The following is an 18,788-nucleotide window of genomic DNA, read 5'->3' as shown; positions in this document are numbered from 1 at the left end:
GGGTGGCAGCCAGATGGAGCAAATCCTTGTGGGAGCCCGGATTTTAGCTGCGACGAATGATCATTGTGGGAGCGAGCCTGCTCGCGAAAGCGGCGGGTCAGTCAGCATTGATGTTGTATGTGCCGCCCTCTTCGCGAGCAGGCTCGCTCCCACAGGGTTATGTCGTTGTATGTAGCAACGTAATCAGGCCTTGGCCGCCATGGCGACGACTTCCACCTTCATGCCTTCGACCGCCAGGGCGGCCACGCCAACGGCGGCGCGCACTGGCCATGGCTTGGCGAAGTAGCGTTTGTAGACTTCGTTGAAGGCGGCGCGGTCGGCCATGTCGGTGAGGTAGATGGTCAAATGCATGACGCGGTCCATGGAACTGCCCGCGCGATCCAGCGCGACCTTGAGCGCTTGCAGGGTGCATTCGCTCTGCAGGGTAATGTCGCCCAGTTCCAGGCTGCCGTCGGCGCGGGTCGGGATCTGGGTGGACATCAGGATGCCGTTGAACGCGGCGACGTCGGATGAAATGGAATCCTGGTCAGGATCGGGCGTGAAGGTGATGTCTTGATTGGCCATGGGGCTCTCTTGTTTGAGGAGGTAAATTTGTGTCGGGAGTTTACCAGACACCTCCGCATCTGCCGCAAAACACCACCGGCTATGCCAACGGCTGATGGCTGGTGACGCAGTGAATACCGCCGCCACCGGCCGCGATGGCATCGATATTAAGCTGCACCACCTCACGCTCCGGATAAAGCTCGGACAGCAGATCAAAGGCTTTGCGATCGGCCGCCCGGTCACCAAATTCAGGGGCAATGATCGCCCCGTTGATCACAAAATAGTTGATGTAGCCGGCGGCGAAATCCGGGTTGTCCCGGCTGAACTTGTTCTTGCGCGGATTGAGCGGCGGCGACACCGTGTGCACCTGCAACTGGCGGCCATCAGCATCCGTGGCGTTCTTGAGAATCTCCAGATGCGCGCGGGTGACTTTGTTGTCGTAGGACTCGGGGTCGTTGTCGAGGTTGGCGATCACCACGCCCGGCTTGACGAAACGGGCATAAAAGTCGACGTGGGCATCGGTGATGTCCTTGCCCTTGATACCCGGCAGCCAGATGATTTTGCGCAAGCCCAAACGGTCCTTGAGCTCCTGCTCGACCTCGGCCTTGCTCCAGTCTGGATTGCGGTTGGCATTGATCCAGCTGCTTTCGGTCATGATCCCGGTGCCATGACCGTCCACTTCGATGCCACCACCTTCGCCCACCAATGCACTGCGCTGGTAACGGGCCTCTTCGCGATGGGCAACCTGCTTCGCCACCTGTGCATCCTTGCCGTGCCGCTGCTTGTTGCCCCAGCCGTTGAAGTTGAAGTCCACGGCGCCGAGTTCGCCGTTGCCATCGACGACAAAATTGGCGCCGATATCACGCATCCAGATGTCGTCGAGTTCGGTGATGACGTAGGTGATGTTGGCCGTACCACAATGTTCTTCGGCCAGGTTCCGTTCACGCTCGCGACAGAACACGGTGACCGGCTCATAACCGGCGATGGCCCGTGCGATCCGGCCGAGGGCCGCTTGCACGTCGGGAGTGAAGTCTTCCCAGATGGCGTCCTGTGCGCCAAACGCAATGAAGGCCTGTTCATGCTGGTCGCCCTCATCCGGCATGTACCAGCGGCCTTCGCTGGCTGCCAGCGCTGACACCGGGCTCAGGCCAAGGCCCATGAAGGCGGCTCCCACACCGGCGATAACCGATGCCTGTTTGATGAATTCGCGACGCGTTGACATGCATTTGTTCCTGATAATTAAAAAAGCCCCGGCCAACACCACGGACCCTGTGGGAGCGGGCTTGCTCGCGAAAGCGGTGTGCCAGTCAACATCTACGCCGGCTGATTCACCGCATTCGCGAGCAAGCCCGCTCCCACAGAGTTATGCAGGTGTATGTAGCATTGGTTTCACTGGCCGGTGGCCGTCTTGAACTTGGTCCAGGTGCGCATGCGCGCACGCATGTCGGCCTGGGGAATGTCCTTGCCCGGGATCAATCGAGCATAGGTGGCTTCATCGATGTAGATGTCCGGGTTGTCGCGCATCGACGCATCGACGCTCGGCCGTGCCTTGGCGTTGGAGGTCGGGTAACCGGTGAAATTACTGATGGCGGCCATGTTCTGCGGGCGCATGACAAAGTTGATGAACGCATAGGCGTACTCCGGATGTTTGGCATCGACCGGGATCGCCATGGTGTCCATCCACACCGTGGTGCCCTCGCGGGGAATGCGGTACTGGAAGGTGGTCTTCTTGCCGGCGGCGTCCGAGGTGCGCTGGGCCTGGGTCATGTCACCGCTGTAACCGAGGGACAGGCACAGGTTGCCATTCACCAGGTCGGTCACCGGTTGCGACTGGAACTTGCGAATGTACGGTCGCAACCCGGCCAGCAATGCACCCGCCGCCTTGAGGTCTTCGGGCTTGGCGCTGCGCGGCTCGCGACCGAGGTAGTTGAGCACCACCGCCAGCACTTCGTCCGGTGAGTCGATCATCGAGATGCCGCAATCGGCAAACTTCGCGGCCAATTCAGGCTTGAACAACATGTCCAGGCTGTTGACCGGGGCATCGGGCACGCGCTGCTTGATCTGCTCGGCGTTGTAGGTCACGCCGATGGTGCCCCAGGTGTAAGGGACGGTGGCCTGGCCCGAATGCTCGTACTGCCCGCGCAGCTTTTGCAGGCCGGGTTCGATGTCGGCCAGTTCGGTGAGTCTGGAGCGCTCCAGCGGCTGCAGGCTGCCGGCGCGCACGAGGCGCTCGGCCACGGTGTCGCCGGGGAAAATCAGGTCATAGCCGCTGCCGCCGGCCAGCATCTTGGCTTCCAGCGTCTCGCTGCCCTCCATGACGTCGTAGATCACCTTGATCCCGGTTTCGGCGGTGAACCGGCTCAGGGTGTCCTCGGCAAAATAATCGGCCCAGTTGTACAGCCGCAGGGTTTTCTCCTCGGCGTGCAGCGATGGCATCGCACAACTGATGGCCAATCCCAGGACGCCGGGCAACAGTCTGTTGAACGTAGGCATGTCAGACCCCTTGAGTGTTCCAGCGTGCATGGATGTGGCGACCGTCCTGGCTCAACAGCGCTCCGTACATCTCCGGACGACGGTCGCGGTAGATGCCCCAACTCAGGCGCTCTTCGCGCATGGCGGCCAGGTCTAGGCAGTGCACCAGCACGCCGGTGCTGTCACGGTCGGCCTCGGCGAGCAATTTGCCTTTGTGGTTGCAGATGAAGGACGAGCCGTAAAAGCTCATCTGCAAGGCCGGATCAAGGGTCGCTGCTTCCCGACCGACGCGATTGGACGCCACCACCGGCAGGATGTTGGCGGCCGCATGGCCACGCATGGTCATTTGCCAGTGGTCACGGGAATCCAGCGTGGCGCAGCCGGGCTCAGAGCCGATGGCCGTGGGAAACAACAGCACGTCGGCGCCCATCAAGGCCAGGCAGCGAGCGGTCTCGGGGAACCACTGATCCCAGCAGATACCCACGCCGATACGCCCGAACGCCGTGTCCCAGACACGGAAACCGGTGTCGCCGGGGCTGAAGTATTCCTTCTCCTGGTAGCCGATGGCGTTGGGAATGTGAGTCTTGCGATACACCCCCAGCAAGCGCCCGTCGGCATCGGCTACACACAAGGAATTGAAGTACGCGTTGCCGGCCTTCTCGAACCAGCTCAGCGGCAACACCACGCCCAGCTCCCCGGCCAGCGCGGCAAAGCGCTTGAGCACGGGGCTGTCGCGAAATTCCTGGGCCAGCGCCAAGTGCTGGTGACTTTGCTCGATACAGAAATACGGCGTGGCAAACAGCTCCTGCAGCAGGATGACCTGGGCGCCTTTCGCCGCGGCTTCGCGCACCAGTTGCTCGGCCTGATCGAGGTTGTGTTGCAGGTCCCAGGTGCAGGGCATCTGGGTGACAGCAATGGTCAACACGGTCATGGCATCAACCCTCCACCGGCCAGGCCGGCTGTTGCTGGGTGATGCAATGCACCCCGCCACCACCATGGGCCAGGTGGTTGATGCGCACCGGTACGATTTCGCGCCCCGGGAACGCCCGGGTCAATACTTCGGCCGCCGCGTGGTCAGCCGCGATGCCATAGGCCGGCATGATGATCGCGTCGTTGGCGATGTAGAAGTTGGTGTAGGACGCGCAGAACACTTCAGCCTCGGTGTCCACGGCTTCGCTGGCTTCATACAGTTCGATCAGTTCGAACTTGCGCCCTTTGGCATCGGTTGCCAGTTCCAGGGCACGACGGTTTTCCCGGGCCACTTCGGCGTACACCGATTGGCGGTCGTGGGTCGCGTCCACCAGTAACACGCCGGGACGGGCGAAGGCACACACGCCATCGACATGACCGTCAGTCATGTCGCCGGTGACATAGTCCGGATCGCCCGGCAGCCAGATGGTTTTCTTCACGCCCAACAGACGGGCAAAGATCTCCTCCATCTCGGCCTTGGTCATGCCCGGGTTGCGATTGGGGTTGAGCAACACCGATTCGGTGGTGATCAGCGTGCCTTCGCCGTCGACATGAATCGCCCCGCCTTCGTTGCTCAGGTGCGTGCCAAAGCACGGCAAGCCCAGTTGATTGAGGGCACGGCGCGCCAGGCCTTCGTCCAGGTCGTGGGCCGACTTGCCGCCCCAGGCATTGAAGCGCCAGCTCACCCCGGCCAGCCCTTGCTGCGGATGGCAGACGAAACTCGGGCCGGAATCGCGGCACCAGCTGTCGTTGACCGGCAACTCGATCAATTCGATGTTGGCGCCACACAGGGCCTTGGCACTGGCGACAGCAGACGGATCGACGACCATTTTCACCGGTTCAAAACGCGCAATGGCGTTGGCCACGCCAGCGAAATCCGCTTGCACCTGCGCCAGGGTCACACGCCAACCCGACTCCCAGAGGGCCTGATTGTGCGGCCAGACCATCCAGGTCGCGGCGTGGCGAACCCATTCCGCGGGCATCATCCAACCGGTGTTTAGATTTTCATTCTGCTGCATGGTAAAAAGCCCTTTCAGTTAAGCCATTGTGTTCAACAAATGCTGCGTTGCTGGTCATGGCTCGCATGCTACGGCTGTAAAAACGGGCAAACAAACGATGGATTTTGCAGAGAAGTGATTAGAGGAACTTATCAATATGCTTAAGCACTGGCCGCCGCTGAGTACCCTCCGCGGCTTCGAAGCCGCCGCCCGCCTGGGTAGTTTTCACAAGGCTGCCGCCGAGCTGCACCTCACCCAATCGGCCATCAGCCAGCAGATCCGCAGCCTCGAGGCGTACCTGGAACAGCCGTTGTTTTTTCGCAGTGGCCGCAGTGTCAGCCTGACCGATGCCGGTCACGACCTGCTCAGCACCACCCAGGCCATGCTGCAACAATTGGCCGTGGGCATTCGTCGCCTCGGGCAATACCAGAAGCCCAATCAACTGGTACTCAACACCACCCCGGCCTTCGCCCGCCATTGGCTGCTGCCACGCCTGGGTGACTTCCGCCGTCAGCATCCTGAAGTCGATCTGTGGATTTTCAGTACCGATGAAGTGCCGGACATGGCCACCCAGACCATCGACATCGCGGTGCGCGATGACATCAGCTCCCAGGCCGAATGCAGCTTCAGGGTGCTGTACGCCGACCGCCTCTACCCCGCCTGTCACCCGAACCAGCTGGCACAGCCGCAGGCACAACGCACTACCCTGCACGGCGAACGGGAAATGGACTGGAGTCATTGGGCGGTCGAGGCCGGTATCGATGTCGGCCAGCAGGATCAGGGGCTGAACTTTTCCGATCCCGGCCTGCTGCTGGACGCTGCGTGCGCAGGGCTCGGTATCGCTCTGGTCAGCCAATTGCTGAGTCGCCAGGCCCGCGCCAACGGCCAGTTGCAACCCTTGGTAGAGCAAACCATCCGCGGCCCGAACTGGGCATTGTTGACCCATCGTGACAGTGAGAACAATGCGCGAAGTTTCAGTGAGTGGCTGATCAAAAACCTGGAAATCGAATAAGCCGAATCAGAATGGCGCGCAGGATGAACAATCGACCAGCGGGTTGGAAATACGCAGTCTTTGCACCTATTTTCTACTCCCTCAGCCAATGACAAAGTTGAGCAAACACAGGAGCTCTCCCATGCGAATGGTCAAGGCAGTATTTGTCGCTTCCCTGTTAGTCGCAGGTCTGATTGCTCATACGAACATCGCGAATGCCGAGGGGGATATTGCGAAAGACGTCCGGGAAGATGTTCGTGATGTGGACAAAGATGTCGACCGCGATGGTAAGGATATCGATAAGGAGGCCAAGGAACTGAATAAGGAACGGCATAAGGAAGATAAGCATCTGGATAAGGAAGAGAAGAAACATCTTTGATGCTTTTGTAGGAGCGAGCTTGCTCGCGAAAAACCCACATACAACGCGATCATTCAGAACGGGCGCGTTATCGTTGACGTCCATCGCGAGCAAGCTCGCTCCTACAGAAACGGTGCTGTGTTTCATATTTGAGAAACATGCAGTTCATCGCTTTATATGATGCACTGGATCCAAAAACTGGCGCACCGAAACACCTGTTCTACACTGCGAAAAGTTGCGCGCAATACGACTCAATTCCAATTGCGCGGTGTCTTCTGATCACCTTCGGCAACGCCCAGGCGAACTACACCCGTAGTTCCTCGCCACGCCCACGAAGGTCGCGATCATGCCCAGAGCTTTCAGCGTCCGCCCTTTTGCATTCTGCGCGAGCGTCGTTGCCCTTGCGTTGACCGGTTGCGCGACACAGCATTCCGCTGAACCCGCCTCTCAACCGCTGCGCCAGAATCCCGAGTTCACTTACGATGCCGGCGGCGTGACCCGTGCCACGCTGACGGCGGCCGAACAGCAGGTCAACGTCGGCAATGAGCGCTATGTGTCCCTGGTGTTCAACGGCGATTACGATTCGCCACTGATTCGAACCCGCCCCGGCGGGACCATGGCGATCCGTCTGGATAACCGCATGGACGAGATCACCAACCTGCATTTCCATGGCATGCAGGTGTCGCCCCTGGATGAAGGCGACAATATTTTCCGCGTGACCCAGCCTCATCAGGTGGGCGAATACAACGTCAAGTTGCCGTTGCAACACAGCCCCGGCGCCTACTGGTATCACAGCCATTTCCATGGCGGCTCCCAGCGACAGGTGTCGGCCGGGATTGCCGGGCCGATCCTGGTCGACGGCATGCTCGACCCCTTCCCCGAACTCAAGGGCATCAAGGAGCAAGTGCTGGTCCTGCGTAATTTCCAGAAAACCCTGACCGGCAAAGTCGCCAGCGAAATCATCACCAGCGCCCCGTCGATTCGCACGATCAATGGCCAGGAAGTGCCCACCATCGACATCAAGCCCGGAGAAACCCAGCTCTGGCATTTCATCAACATCGCCGCCAACCAGTACTTCCGGATTCGCATCAACGGCCAGTCGATGCAGGTGCTGTCCCGCGACGGCAATACCGTGACCCGCCGCGTTGATACGGACCAGGTGCTGATCGGACCATCGGCGCGCTTCAGCGTGTTGGTGGTCGGGCCACCGGCCGGCTCCTACGTCGTCGAAACCGGCTCGGGCAATACCGGGCCGGCGGGCGATGACTACCCGGGGGCCAAGCTGGCGGTCCTGCGCTCCAGCGGTGCGCAGGTCGCGACGCGGCAGATCACCAGCGCCTATCCACCGGCCGAGGACTTCAGCAAGATCGCGGTGAACAAGACCCGGCAGTTCGCCTTCCAGGATTCGGACACTGACTCCAATGCGTTCTTGATCAATGGCACCCGCTTCGAACTGGACCGGGTCAACACCACGGTCAAGCTCGGTGACGTGGAAGAGTGGCGGCTGTTCAACCCGTCCCAGGAACTGCACCAGTTTCATATTCACCAAGTGGATTTCCAGGTCACCGAACTCAACGGCAAACCGGTGCCGTTCAGCGGCTATCGGGACAATGTGTTCATTCCCGCCACGGGTTCGATCACCGTGCGCATTCCGTTTCGCGATCCGGTGATCCTCGGCAAGTTCGTCTACCACTGCCACATCCTCGAACACGAGGACGGCGGCATGATGCAGGCGATCCAGGTGGTCAAGCCCGAGGACTACGAGCAGGCCGTCAAGCTCGAACCCCTGGGCGGGCTGTACGGTGAAAACAACCAGTTGTGCTCCTGGCTGCGCAACACCGGACAGGACCCGAAAGCGTCCAGCCCGATGACGACGTTGATCAAATAAGGGTGGGCGCGATATGAACAACTATCGCCTGGCAATGTTGTTGATGGGATCGGTGTGCGGTGTCGAAGCGACCCTGGCCGATGACGGTCAGTACCCCAACGTCGGCATGGATTACGACGCGACCTTTCAATATGACCACGTGCATGCCGACGTGCCCCAGGGCGGCAATCGCAACAGCACCGATGCCTACCCGGACATCAACACCACTTTTTACTTTCGCTTCACCCACGACCAGCAGATTCAGCTGTCCACCGAGATCAATCCCATCGACGGGCCGGAGCCGGGTCAAAAACGTTTTTTCGAAGACGTTGGGCTGGTGATCAACGACCTGAACTATTACCAGAACAACGCCAACTCAGCGTTCTCGGTCGGCAAGTACCATGTGCCATTCGGTCGCGCGCAGGACCAGGCGCCGGGCCTCTATACCGAGGATTTCGTCAGCACCTACGACCTCGACGGCATGCTCGGCGGCACGGTGGCGTATCGTTTTTTCGACCAGAAGCTGGGCATGATCGAGCCCAACCTGAGCCTGTACACCGCAGACAATTCGTTTCTCGGTCACCCCTATCTGCGCCATGGCGAAAAACTGCAACGCAGCGACGGCGGTCCCTCGAACACCGGCAAACTCGACTCCTACGCGGTGACGGTGAACTGGATTGCAATCCCGGCAGTGCCTTATCTGGAGATGCAGGCCGGCTACATGTTCAACAAGAAGGCCGAGGACCAGACGCAACCCAGTCCGCCTGGCGAAGACGACGAAACCATCAAGATCGCCTCCGCCCGCTACATCTGGGCTTATGAACCGAGTACGGATCTTGAGCCGACGCTGGCCGGGCGCTACTTCGATATCGTGCCCTTCGTCGAATTCGCCGATGTCGACAATGAAGACGGCATCAAGGGCAACGACACCCGTTACCTGACCACCTCGCTGACCTTCGATTTCGGTGACTGGGCCCTGGGCGCGACCCGGACAGACAAGCATCGCGAATCGACGGGGGGTGCGGATCGCCAGGATTACCTCAACGAGCTGAGCCTGACCTACAACATCACCGGTCAGATCACGCTCGGGCTGTCCGCCGGCACTCAGAAACAGGACGGTCAAATGTCGGAGCTGGTGGGCCTGGCGCTGACCTATTCGGGAGGGTATTGAGCAATGAAATGGCTAATGGCGCTGCTTCTGGCGGCAATGGCAGCCAGTACGCCAGCCGCGCCCCGTAACGATATCGGCGGGCCGTTCCAGTTGACCAATCAGAATGGCCAGCGCGTCACCGAACGCAGTTTTGGCGAACCGGCGTTGCTGTACTTCGGCTTCATGACCTGCCCTGCCATTTGCCCCACGGACCTGGCGAAAATGGCCCGCATCAGTCGGCAACTGCAACAGCAGCAAGGCATCACGGTGCGACCGATCTTCGTCACCATCGACCCGGAACGTGACACGCCGAAAAAGCTGAAGGCGTACGTGAACTACTTCGCCAGCGACTTCGTTGGTTTGACCGGCTCGGCGCAAGAGATCGCCCGCATCACCGACGCCTACCATGTGTATTACAAGAAAGTGCCGACCGGCGATCAACCAGGGCAGTACATGATGGACCACTCGACAATTCTGTTCCTGCTCGACAGCCAGGGCCGCTACCTAAAACATTTCGGGCGCGGACTGGATGAAAAGGAAATCGAGAAACAGGTGGTTGCTGCATTGGCGGACGCAGCGGCCGGACGCTGAAAGCAAATTCCTGAACATCACAACCTAATGTGGGAGCGAGCCTGCTCGCGAAAGCGGTGGGTCATTCAACATTGATGTCGTCTGGCACGACGCCTTCGCGAGCAACCCCGCTCCCACACTGTTCATCTGTCGAAGCAAAAATACATGCGCACACCCAATCCTCCTGTGGGAGCGAGCCTGCTCGCGAAAGCGGTGGGTCATTCAACATTGATGTCGTCTGGCACGACGTCTTCGCGAGCAGGCTCGCTCCCACACTGATCATCTGTCGAAGCAAAAATACATGCGCACACCCAATCCTCCTGTGGGAACGAGCCTGCTCGCGAAAGCGGTGGGTCATTCAACATTGACGTCGTCTGGCACGACGTCTTCGCGAGCAGGCTCGCTCCCACACTGTTCATCTGTCGAAGCAAAAATACATGCGCACACCCAATCCTCCTGTGGGAGCGAGCCTGCTCGCGAAAGCGGTGGGTCATTCAACATTGATGTCGTCTGGCACGACGCCTTCGCGAGCAAGCCCGCTCCCGCAGTTTTTTGCAGTTCAGTGCCGGGACATCAGGCCGTGCAATACGCCGAACCGCAACCCCGGTTCCGAAGGTGTCATGTGGGAAATGCCGAAGACCTTGAACGCCGCCAGCATCAGCACCAGACCGCCCGGCAGGATGCTCAGGCGATGGGGTTGCACGCCCGCCAGCCGCAGCTTTTTGACATGCCCGACTTCCAGCAGACGTAGCGACAATCGCAGCAGGCCGCTGTAGGTAATTCCGCGCTGGCCGAAGTCATTGAGCGCGTTGGCATTGAGTATTTTGGCCAGCAGGCGCGCCGTGCCTGAAGAGCCGATGGTCTGCTGCCAGCCCTGGGTGCGATAACGGCGGGCTACCTTTTCAAACTCAAGCATGGCGACGCGCTCGGCTTCGAGCAGCGCCTGGGCGGTAATACCGCCGCCCGCAAAGTAGCGCGCCCCCCAGGTGCCGCTGCCGATGGCAATGCTCTCGGTGACCAGTGGCCGGGCGCCGCGCCCCAGAATCAACTCGGTGGATCCGCCACCAATATCCACCACCAGGCGCATGCTCTGCTGACACGGAATCGTATGGGCAACACCGGCGTAGACCAGATGCGCTTCTTCCTGGCCGGAGATGACATCGATTCGAAACCCCAGATGGCGCTCCGCACTGGCCAGGAATAATTGAGCATTGTCGGCTTCACGCACGGCGCTGGTCGCCACCGCCCGCACTCGCCCGGCTTCGAATCCGCGCAACTTCTTGCCGAAGCGCGCCAGCGCCTGCCATCCCCGATCCAGCGCCAATTCGTCCAGTGCCCCGCCTTGAAACCCCTCGGCCAAACGCACGGGCTCACGCAGGGTTTTCACTTCCTGAATCATGAGTTGTTGGTTGCGTTTGACCGACTGGCCAATCATCAGGCGAAACGCATTGGAGCCCAGGTCAATGGCCGCAAACAGGGAGGCGTCATCTTTCATGGGAGGGATTCCTGGCAGTTGCATCGGCCCGCGAACGGCGTTGCACCGGTCGCTCAGGGCGGTTTGCGAGGATCCTGCCACGACGTTGGTGACATCACGATGACAGACAGGTGAATTTCGCCATATCAGAGACGCCACCCTTTCGTCACACACGAACCTGGCGGCGCGATTTTTTAAATGATGTTTCTTGCGGCAGCTTACCTCCTGCTTTATCGGCATAATCGCCACTGGTTCATACCAGGATCGAATAAATGACTGCTGAAAGCTACGACCAACTCGCGATCTTCGCCGCTGTAGCACAGGAGCGCAGTTTCACTCGCGCCGCTGCCAGACTCGGCATGTCGCAACCCGCCTTGAGCCGGGCCATGCGTCAACTGGAAGATCGGCTGGGCGTCAGGTTGCTTTCACGCACTACCCGCAGCGTATCCGCCACTGAAGCGGGCGAACAGCTGCTGCGGGTGATCGCTCCCAGGTTCGAAGAAATCGATATAGAACTGGCCTTGCTCAGCGAATTCCGAGACAAGCCGGCGGGCAAACTGCGCATCACCGCCGGCGAGCACTCTGCGATCACCATCCTGCAACCCGTACTCGGGAAGCTACTGCCCGACAACCCCGACCTCAGCATCGAAATCATCGTCGACTATGGACTGACCGACATCGTGGCCGAAGGCTTCGACGCCGGCGTCCGTTTGGGTGAGCAGGTCGCCAAAGACATGATCGCGATGCGCATTGGCCCTGACATGCGAATGGCGGTGGTCGGCTCGCCAGCGTATTTCGCCCGGTATTCGAAACCCGTCGTGCCGGGCGATCTGATGCAGCACAACTGCATCACCCTGCGCATGCCCACCTACGGTGGGCTCTTCCTCTGGGAGTTCGAGAAAAACGGGCAAGAGCTGAAAGTCCGCGTCGAAGGCCAACTGGTGTTCAACAACATTGCCATGCGTCTGGAGGCCGCCCTCAAGGGGTTGGGGCTGGCCTATATGCCGGAAGATCTGGTGCAGGAATACGTCGCCCAGGGTCGATTGATTCGCGTGCTGGCGGATTGGTGCGAACCGTTCTCTGGCTACCATCTCTACTATCCGAGCCGGCGCCAGAGTTCACCGGCCTTCACGCTGCTGCGTGAAGCCTTGCGCTATTTGGATTGATTTGCCTGAGTTGCTTGCAGTGCCTCACCGGCACGCCTGGCCGCATCGGTATGGCCTTGGTCAGCCAGCAACCGGGCCAGTTCGCGCAATTGCCCGGGGCTCAGGCCGACCCTCAGGCTGGCGGCCATGTGCGAGCGCAGTTGCGATTCCACACCGGGGGTGACGGCCAGCGCCGCAACCGTGGCCAATTCACGACTTTGCCAGTCAAGGTTATCGCGCTCGAAAATGTCGCCGAACAAATGCGCTTGCAGGTACTGATTGATGACGGGGGCGAAGTCGAACAGCGGACCCTGCACCGGCGCGCCGGCAATGCGGGTCTGGTTGGCCTTGCCCACCGCCAGCAGTTCACTACCGGTGGGAATGACGCGCCCGGGCTCGCGCCCCGGATCGTCCTCAATGCCGTTGTGTTTGCGCGTTTGCACCACTTTCATCAGCTCGCCGAGCGCGTTGAGGCTGCGTGGAAAACCGCTGTAGGCGTAAAGCTGCACCAGTATTTCCTTTGCCTCGCTGACGGTCAGGCCCGCGTCCAAACCCTGATTCAAGGCAGCATTGAGCCCCGGCAGGTTGCTGGTGGCCATGCTGGCTGCAATCAATGGAATGGCCTGCTGTTTGGTGGACAGCACCTCGGACACGGGGTGTTCGGCTGGCATTGAAGGCGGCACCACGGTATTGCGCGCGTTGTATTGATCATCGCTGACTTTCTCAAGCCATTGGACGCTCTTGCCTTCCATCACACCGGTTACGGCCAGATGAGTCATGGGGCTCGTGGGTGCGGCACCGTGCCAATGCTTCACCCCGGGTGGACAAACGATCACGTCTCCCGGACGGATTTCCTGCACGGGCTTGCCCCACTCCTGTGTCAGCCCGGTACCGGAAACCACTACGAGCCGCTGGCCGGCGGGATGGGTGTGCCAGGCCGAACGCGCCCCCGGTTCGAAGGTGACGTAAGCGCCCGATGCATTGACTTCACGGGTGGCGGGAAACAAGGGATCGACCCGCACCCGCCCGGTGAAATAATCCGCCGGCCCCGCCGCCGACGCCTGGGTGCCTGCACGGCTGATCTGCTGGGCGACCCGGGATTCACTGGCCCCCGCTTCAGCCCCGGCGGCACTGGCGAAGGGCGCCGCAGCGCACACCGCGATACCCAGAAGGGTGTTTTTCATGATCTCGGTTCCTTCAAGTCAGAGCGTTCTGGCGTAAAACGCGTTCAACTGGCCAATGGCGACGTCCACATACTCAGGCACCCAGTAGGTTTCGATATGCGTCGCGCCATCGATCAGGAACAGTTTCTTGTCCTGGGTGCCTGTGGCCTTGGCAAAGGCCTGCTCCGACATGTACAGGCTGTCGGCCTTGCTGCCGGCAATCATCAGCAAGGGCTTGTCGATCAGTTCGATCTGATCCGTGGCATCGAAACTCATCAGGTCCAGAAGGCTGCTCAAGGTGTATCGGAACGTGGAGTTGGGATGAGCATGGGTCTTGCCGTAGTACTCGAAACCTTGCCGATACAGATCAAATGGCAACTTGGCAATTTGCTCATCCGTCAGCTTGGCATCCCCGGTATAGAGAATTTCCCCGCCGGCCGCCTCCTGAGCTCGGGCCGCCGATGCCTGCTCCAGGCGTTGCTGGATCGTGGCCAATTGCGAATCCCGGTAGCCATTGCGCCGCACCAGTCCGGAGTTGAACATGCTCAGGGTTGCGATGGACTGGAAGCGCTTGTCGGTTTGCGCCGCCTTCAATGAATAACCGCCACCGCCGCAGATGCCGAGCAAGCCCAGGCGCGAACGATCGACGCCCGGGTAGCCGGCGATAAAATCCGCCATGCCATGGATATCCTCTATGCGGTATGCAGGTTTGTCGACGTTGCGCGGCTGACCGCCACTGGCCCCCTGAAACGCAGCATCGGCAGTGATCGTGATGTAGCCCTGATCGGCCAGACGCTGGGCATACAGGCCTGCGACCTGCTCCTTCACCCCGCCATTGGGGTGGGCCACGACGACCACCGGATATTGCTTGGCGGAGTCATAGTTTGCGGGGGTGTAAACGTTGGCGGATATATCCAGGCCATTGAGTTTGTAAGTGACAGGATGAATGTTGACCTTGCCTGGCTCGTTCCTGGTGAGCGCGCCACCGTAGGTCAATGTGAAGGGATTCTGCTGGTAATCCTCGGCCTTAACTTCGGCTCCCGACATCCCGATCATGGCGGCCAGAAAAGTGGCCCTCAGCGTGGTTCGCGTCATATGAGTATTCCTGCCCCTTCTGTTTGCAAGGTGCACGGCAACCATGGCCGTGCTTGTGATCAATCCAGATCTTTTTCCGCGAGGAAGGCCGAAACCAGATCCGCGATCTCGATGTTGTTCATGTCCGAGAACGGGAAGTGGCTATTGCCCTTGATCCCGATCTCCGGCAAGTGAATCAGCCTGACGTCACCGCCATGACGATTGACCGCATCCCGCCACAGCCGCGCCATCTCCAGCCGGGCACGCCAGCTGTCCTGTGCCGGTAGCCGAACGGGTTTATCGGGGATGTTGTCGCCGTAAAAGATCAGGATGGGGATGCGGGTCAGGGCTTCAAACTGCGCCTTCGATACGACATGTGCCGAGAGCGTGTCGAACGCGCTGGGAATCGGCGCGGGAACCTCGCCTTCCGGGAACACGAAGCTGCTGCCAGGCTCGAACGCGACGATGGCCCGCACATTGCGGTTCTTGATCGCCGTCAGCCAACCGGGCCCGCCACCTTGCGAATGGGTGAACAGGATGGCCGGCCCTGTCTTGTCCAATAGCGCGGACACGCCATCGGATACCACCTCGATGTCAAAAGGACCGGTGTTGGGCGTCATTGAACGCAAGAATTGCTCAAGCGACTGCGGCCCACGGGGAAACTGGCTGCCCTCGAAGGTCGAGGGCCACAGGCCGATGCGAAACTGGTTGAACCACAGTTGCTCATCCGGTGCCGGCTTGACCGTCGCCTCAACCAGGCTGCGCCCCGCATCGCCACGGCGTGGTTGGTCGATCAGGTACGTGGAGAAACCGCGACGCAGGAAAATGTTCTGGAACCCTTCCCTGCCATCGGCCGTGGTTTCCCAGGATTTCGCCGATTGGCCCGCGCCGTGCCACATAACGATTGGCAGCGGACGGGCGTCAACCGGAATCTGGTAGAACGCATAGACGTGGTCGCCGTGGTAGCTCTGGCCGTCAGGGCGCAACGGTTTATAGGGATCAAAGGTGCCCGGCTGAGTGAACAACCCACCGCCGGCGAACAGGCTTCCCTGATCCTTGATGACCAGCGGAGCGCGCTCGCTGGCACTGGCGATCGCACAGGTGCTGAGCGCGAAACAGAGGGTGCTCATCCTCGCGGCGGCGGGGACGTACTTGCGCAGAAGGTTCCGGGGCATGGGTTGCTCTCGATTCGAAATCGTCGAGCGGCAACTTACCCTTCGAGATTGATTGATAAATGGCACTAATTGGATAGCACCGATACCAGGTTTGCATAAATCCAATGAACAGCCATCAAGGGTCCACCTGCCCCATCAATTGCGCCACCGTTTCCTGGCGTTTTGCATAGCGCTGCGCCAACACTGCACACACCATCAACTGAATCTGATGGAACAGCATCAGCGGCAGGATCAACACGCCGATGGTGCTGCCGGCGAACAGTACCTGGGCCATCGGCACACCCGTGGCCAGGCTTTTCTTCGAACCGCAGAACAGAATGGTGATGCGGTCTTCCTGATTGAAGCCGAAGAGTTTGCCCAGCACGGTGGAGGCCACCAATACCAGACCCAGTACCACGCAGCAGGCGACTACCAGCCCCGCCAGGTCCCGCAACGGAATCTGGTGCCAGATGCCTTCGTTCACCGCTTCGCTGAACGCGCCATAGACCACCAGCAGAATCGACCCCTGATCAACGAACTTCAGCCAATTCTTGTTACGCCCCACCCACGCGCCGATCCAGCGTCGCGCGATCTGCCCGGCAATGAACGGCAGCAACAACTGCACGCTGATTTTCACGATGGCATCGAGGGTCGAACCGCCTTCGCCGTGCACATTCAGCAGCAGGGTCACCAGCAGCGGCGTGAGAAAAATACCGAACAGACTGGAGGCTGCCGCGCTACAAATCGCCGCCGGCACGTTGCCCCGGGCCAGGGACGTGAAGGCAATCGCCGACTGCACCGTGGCGGGCAGCGCGCAGAGGTAGAGCATGCCCATGTACAGGTCGGCGCCGATCATCGGTGACAGCACCGGCTTGAGCGCCAGCCCGATCAGCGGGAACAGCAAGAAGGTCAGGCTGAACACCAGCAGATGCAAGCGCCAGTGGCCGGCGCCGGCGATGATCGATTCGCGGGACAGCTTGGCGCCATGCAGGAAAAACAGCAGCGCAATGGCGACGTTGGTCAGCCAGCCAAAGCCCACCGCCACCTGCCCGCTGGCAGGCAGCAAACTGGCGAGAAGCACCACGCCGATCAGGGTCAGGGTGAAGTTGTCGGGCAGGAAGCGAGGGCGAGTCATCGGGATCATCCGGGTTTGCCAGGGGTGTGGCCACGACTCTACTCCGCCACACGGTTGCCGGCTAACGCTAGTAAGCCAGTAGATAGCGCCTAACGGACAAACCCGACATTCCTCTGTAGGAGCGAGCTTGCTCGCGATAAACGTCCAGGCAACGCGATCATCCAGGCAGCCCGCGTTTTCGTTAACGTCCATCGCGAGCAGAGCTCGCTCCTACAACCTTCCCCGCCCTGTATCGAAATGTATCTACACTTCCCCACGATACAAAACGCTTCACCCGCACGCCTTTCTGAAATAGCCCGGATACCTGCCTGCTCTTAAATGTGAACCACGGCCTCCCCTGCCCGACCTACATTTAAAAAGGAGCTCCACCATGAAAGTGCATTTGTTGAACAAACACGCCGACAAAAATCGCCGCCATCTGGTGGGTTCCACCGTTCTTGCTCTGACATTGGGTGTGCTGGGAGCAGTCAACGCTCAGGCCAGTACCCCTGCCACCGCAGCACCTGCACCCGTCAGTGCGTCAACCACCGCCGACACCCCGTTCGGCCCGCTCAAACACGTCAATGCCGGCTTGCTGAGCGTGGCGTATGCCGAAACCGGCCCGGCCAATGGCCCGGTGGTCATTCTCCTGCACGGCTGGCCTTACGACATCCACAGCTATGACGAGGTCGCGCCACTGCTCGCGGCGAAGGGTTACCGGGTACTGATGCCGTATGCACGGGGCTATGGCGATACGCATTTCCTGTCCGAAAAAACCCTTCGCAATGGCCAACCCGCCGCCCTGGCCAGCGATGTCATCGATTTCATGGACGCGTTGAAAATCAAACAAGCCGTACTCGGCGGCTACGACTGGGGTGCCCGTACGGCGGGTATCGTCTCGGCGCTCTGGCCTGAGCGGGTGAAGGCGCTGGTTTCGGTCAGCGGCTACCTGATCGGCAACCAGGCCGCCGGCAAGAATCCCTTGCCGCCCAAAGCTGAATTGCAGTGGTGGTACCAGTTCTACTTCGCCACCGAGCGTGGTCGTGCGGGTTATGAAAAGAATACCCATGAGTTTGCCAAGTTGATCTGGCAGTTGGCTTCGCCGCAATGGGCGTTCGATGACGCCACGTTCAACCGCAGCGCCGCCGCCCTGGACAACCCCGATCACGTCGACATCACGATCTACAACTACCGCTGGCGCCTGGGCATGGTTCCAGGCGAAACGAAATACGACCCCCTGGAACAGAAACTGGCCAAGGCCCCGTCCATCAGCGTGCCGACCATCACCATGGAAGGCGACGCCAACGGCGCACCGCATCCGAAAGCCGAGGACTACCGCCAGCGTTTCACCGGCAAGTACGAATACCGGCTGATCACCGGCGGCATTGGTCACAACCTGCCGCAAGAAGATCCGCAAGCCTTTGCCAAGGCCATCATCGACGCCGACAACCTGTAAGGTCGTCGCCTGCTGCTGCCGGAGTCGCCACGGGTGATTCCGGGAGATCTTCTCTAAAAAAGAACAAAAGCTTCTGAATTATTCAGTTTTCCAAACACCCTCTCGACACTACCTTGACACCATGTCTGGCAAGCACTTGGGCAGATCGAAAGATCGCAGCTTGCGGCAGCTCCTTGTATCTCGACTATCGCTCCATCAGGAGCGATAGTTCTCGACTGATCATCGAGGGAGGGACTTGGAAGCCGTGCAGCTCCTTAGGCTTTTTGCCTGTGATGTAGATCGTGCTCCAG

General features: G+C 60.1%; 17 protein-coding genes. 7 read left to right on the top strand and 10 right to left on the bottom strand.

Annotated elements, in window-relative coordinates:
• Positions 1–183: 183 nt before the first annotated feature.
• The 5 genes from CKW21_RS17180 to CKW21_RS17160 all read right to left on the bottom strand — a co-directional run bounded on the left by CKW21_RS17180 (position 184) and on the right by CKW21_RS17160 (position 5,003).
• A complete protein-coding gene (locus CKW21_RS17180; protein ID WP_095195143.1) occupies positions 184–564 on the bottom strand; it encodes a RidA family protein in 381 nt (126 codons plus the stop codon).
• A gap of 79 nt (positions 565–643) precedes the next feature.
• Positions 644–1,765 carry an agmatine/peptidylarginine deiminase gene (locus tag CKW21_RS17175; RefSeq protein ID WP_095195142.1) on the bottom strand — a complete coding sequence of 374 codons (1,122 nt, stop codon included), beginning with the start codon at positions 1,763–1,765 and terminating at the stop codon, positions 644–646.
• Positions 1,766–1,932: 167 nt separating this feature from the next.
• Positions 1,933–3,036 carry an extracellular solute-binding protein gene (locus tag CKW21_RS17170; protein WP_095195141.1) on the bottom strand — a complete coding sequence of 368 codons (1,104 nt, stop codon included), beginning with the start codon at positions 3,034–3,036 and terminating at the stop codon, positions 1,933–1,935.
• Between the two features lies 1 nt (position 3,037).
• Complete coding sequence (aguB, locus tag CKW21_RS17165) at positions 3,038–3,946, bottom strand: N-carbamoylputrescine amidase (RefSeq protein WP_095195140.1); 909 nt, start codon at positions 3,944–3,946, stop codon at positions 3,038–3,040.
• A gap of 4 nt (positions 3,947–3,950) precedes the next feature.
• Positions 3,951–5,003 (bottom strand): agmatine/peptidylarginine deiminase, encoded by a 1,053-nt coding sequence (locus tag CKW21_RS17160; RefSeq protein ID WP_095195139.1) that lies wholly within the window; start codon positions 5,001–5,003, stop codon positions 3,951–3,953.
• A gap of 136 nt (positions 5,004–5,139) precedes the next feature.
• On the opposite strand from CKW21_RS17160, the gene CKW21_RS17155 reads away from it, so the two are divergent.
• The 5 genes from CKW21_RS17155 (at position 5,140) to CKW21_RS17135 (ending at position 9,939) form a co-directional block, all read left to right on the top strand.
• Positions 5,140–5,994, top strand: coding sequence for a LysR substrate-binding domain-containing protein (locus tag CKW21_RS17155; protein WP_095195138.1), 855 nt, complete (start codon positions 5,140–5,142; stop codon positions 5,992–5,994).
• A 121-nt stretch (positions 5,995–6,115) separates the two neighbouring features.
• Positions 6,116–6,352, top strand: coding sequence for a hypothetical protein (locus tag CKW21_RS17150; protein WP_170948683.1), 237 nt, complete (start codon positions 6,116–6,118; stop codon positions 6,350–6,352).
• 325 nt (positions 6,353–6,677) lie between these two features.
• Entirely contained in the window at positions 6,678–8,219 is a 1,542-nt protein-coding gene (locus CKW21_RS17145) for a multicopper oxidase family protein (protein WP_095195137.1), read from the top strand.
• Between the two features lie 13 nt (positions 8,220–8,232).
• Positions 8,233–9,369 carry a hypothetical protein gene (locus CKW21_RS17140; protein WP_095195136.1) on the top strand — a complete coding sequence of 379 codons (1,137 nt, stop codon included), beginning with the start codon at positions 8,233–8,235 and terminating at the stop codon, positions 9,367–9,369.
• Between the two features lie 3 nt (positions 9,370–9,372).
• Positions 9,373–9,939 carry an SCO family protein gene (locus CKW21_RS17135; RefSeq protein WP_095195135.1) on the top strand — a complete coding sequence of 189 codons (567 nt, stop codon included), beginning with the start codon at positions 9,373–9,375 and terminating at the stop codon, positions 9,937–9,939.
• A 538-nt stretch (positions 9,940–10,477) separates the two neighbouring features.
• Here the strand turns inward: CKW21_RS17135 and CKW21_RS17130 are convergent.
• A complete protein-coding gene (locus tag CKW21_RS17130) occupies positions 10,478–11,413 on the bottom strand; it encodes a phosphatase (RefSeq protein WP_095195134.1) in 936 nt (311 codons plus the stop codon).
• 251 nt (positions 11,414–11,664) lie between these two features.
• On the opposite strand from CKW21_RS17130, the gene CKW21_RS17125 reads away from it, so the two are divergent.
• Complete coding sequence (locus CKW21_RS17125) at positions 11,665–12,558, top strand: LysR family transcriptional regulator (protein ID WP_095195133.1); 894 nt, start codon at positions 11,665–11,667, stop codon at positions 12,556–12,558.
• Here the strand turns inward: CKW21_RS17125 and CKW21_RS17120 are convergent.
• From CKW21_RS17120 to CKW21_RS17105, 4 genes are all read right to left on the bottom strand, one after another.
• On the bottom strand, positions 12,546–13,721 hold the full coding sequence (locus CKW21_RS17120) for a carboxymuconolactone decarboxylase family protein (protein WP_095195132.1): 1,176 nt from the start codon (positions 13,719–13,721) through the stop codon (positions 12,546–12,548). The two genes, CKW21_RS17125 and CKW21_RS17120, sit on opposite strands and share 13 nt — an antisense overlap.
• Positions 13,722–13,739: 18 nt before the next feature.
• Positions 13,740–14,795: an alpha/beta hydrolase gene (locus CKW21_RS17115; RefSeq protein WP_095195131.1), complete on the bottom strand. Its 1,056-nt coding sequence runs from the start codon at positions 14,793–14,795 to the stop codon at positions 13,740–13,742.
• A gap of 59 nt (positions 14,796–14,854) precedes the next feature.
• On the bottom strand, positions 14,855–15,949 hold the full coding sequence (locus tag CKW21_RS17110; protein WP_095195130.1) for an alpha/beta fold hydrolase: 1,095 nt from the start codon (positions 15,947–15,949) through the stop codon (positions 14,855–14,857).
• Positions 15,950–16,064: 115 nt separating this feature from the next.
• Positions 16,065–17,063 (bottom strand): bile acid:sodium symporter family protein, encoded by a 999-nt coding sequence (locus CKW21_RS17105; RefSeq protein ID WP_095195357.1) that lies wholly within the window; start codon positions 17,061–17,063, stop codon positions 16,065–16,067.
• 370 nt (positions 17,064–17,433) lie between these two features.
• Between CKW21_RS17105 and CKW21_RS17100 the strand changes: the two genes are divergently transcribed.
• Positions 17,434–18,498 carry an alpha/beta fold hydrolase gene (locus CKW21_RS17100; RefSeq protein ID WP_095195129.1) on the top strand — a complete coding sequence of 355 codons (1,065 nt, stop codon included), beginning with the start codon at positions 17,434–17,436 and terminating at the stop codon, positions 18,496–18,498.
• Positions 18,499–18,788: the final 290 nt, after the last annotated feature.

The sequence above is a fragment of the Pseudomonas sp. Irchel 3A7 genome, assembly GCF_900187565.1.
GTDB lineage: Bacteria > Pseudomonadota > Gammaproteobacteria > Pseudomonadales > Pseudomonadaceae > Aquipseudomonas.
Note: the sequence above shows the minus strand (reverse complement) of the source record. Positions and strands in the feature narration are given on the sequence as shown.

What these genes read in the sequence shown, in the direction of transcription:
- CKW21_RS17180 (WP_095195143.1), bottom strand. Translation starts at nt 564, where the DNA reads ATGGCCAATCAAGACATCACCTTCACGCCCGATCCTGACCAGGATTCC.
- CKW21_RS17175 (WP_095195142.1), bottom strand. Translation starts at nt 1,765, where the DNA reads ATGTCAACGCGTCGCGAATTCATCAAACAGGCATCGGTTATCGCCGGT.
- CKW21_RS17170 (WP_095195141.1), bottom strand. Translation starts at nt 3,036, where the DNA reads ATGCCTACGTTCAACAGACTGTTGCCCGGCGTCCTGGGATTGGCCATC.
- aguB (WP_095195140.1), bottom strand. Translation starts at nt 3,946, where the DNA reads ATGACCGTGTTGACCATTGCTGTCACCCAGATGCCCTGCACCTGGGAC.
- CKW21_RS17160 (WP_095195139.1), bottom strand. Translation starts at nt 5,003, where the DNA reads ATGCAGCAGAATGAAAATCTAAACACCGGTTGGATGATGCCCGCGGAA.
- CKW21_RS17155 (WP_095195138.1), top strand. Translation starts at nt 5,140, where the DNA reads ATGCTTAAGCACTGGCCGCCGCTGAGTACCCTCCGCGGCTTCGAAGCC.
- CKW21_RS17150 (WP_170948683.1), top strand. Translation starts at nt 6,116, where the DNA reads ATGCGAATGGTCAAGGCAGTATTTGTCGCTTCCCTGTTAGTCGCAGGT.
- CKW21_RS17145 (WP_095195137.1), top strand. Translation starts at nt 6,678, where the DNA reads ATGCCCAGAGCTTTCAGCGTCCGCCCTTTTGCATTCTGCGCGAGCGTC.
- CKW21_RS17140 (WP_095195136.1), top strand. Translation starts at nt 8,233, where the DNA reads ATGAACAACTATCGCCTGGCAATGTTGTTGATGGGATCGGTGTGCGGT.
- CKW21_RS17135 (WP_095195135.1), top strand. Translation starts at nt 9,373, where the DNA reads ATGAAATGGCTAATGGCGCTGCTTCTGGCGGCAATGGCAGCCAGTACG.
- CKW21_RS17130 (WP_095195134.1), bottom strand. Translation starts at nt 11,413, where the DNA reads ATGAAAGATGACGCCTCCCTGTTTGCGGCCATTGACCTGGGCTCCAAT.
- CKW21_RS17125 (WP_095195133.1), top strand. Translation starts at nt 11,665, where the DNA reads ATGACTGCTGAAAGCTACGACCAACTCGCGATCTTCGCCGCTGTAGCA.
- CKW21_RS17120 (WP_095195132.1), bottom strand. Translation starts at nt 13,721, where the DNA reads ATGAAAAACACCCTTCTGGGTATCGCGGTGTGCGCTGCGGCGCCCTTC.
- CKW21_RS17115 (WP_095195131.1), bottom strand. Translation starts at nt 14,795, where the DNA reads ATGACGCGAACCACGCTGAGGGCCACTTTTCTGGCCGCCATGATCGGG.
- CKW21_RS17110 (WP_095195130.1), bottom strand. Translation starts at nt 15,949, where the DNA reads ATGCCCCGGAACCTTCTGCGCAAGTACGTCCCCGCCGCCGCGAGGATG.
- CKW21_RS17105 (WP_095195357.1), bottom strand. Translation starts at nt 17,063, where the DNA reads ATGACTCGCCCTCGCTTCCTGCCCGACAACTTCACCCTGACCCTGATC.
- CKW21_RS17100 (WP_095195129.1), top strand. Translation starts at nt 17,434, where the DNA reads ATGAAAGTGCATTTGTTGAACAAACACGCCGACAAAAATCGCCGCCAT.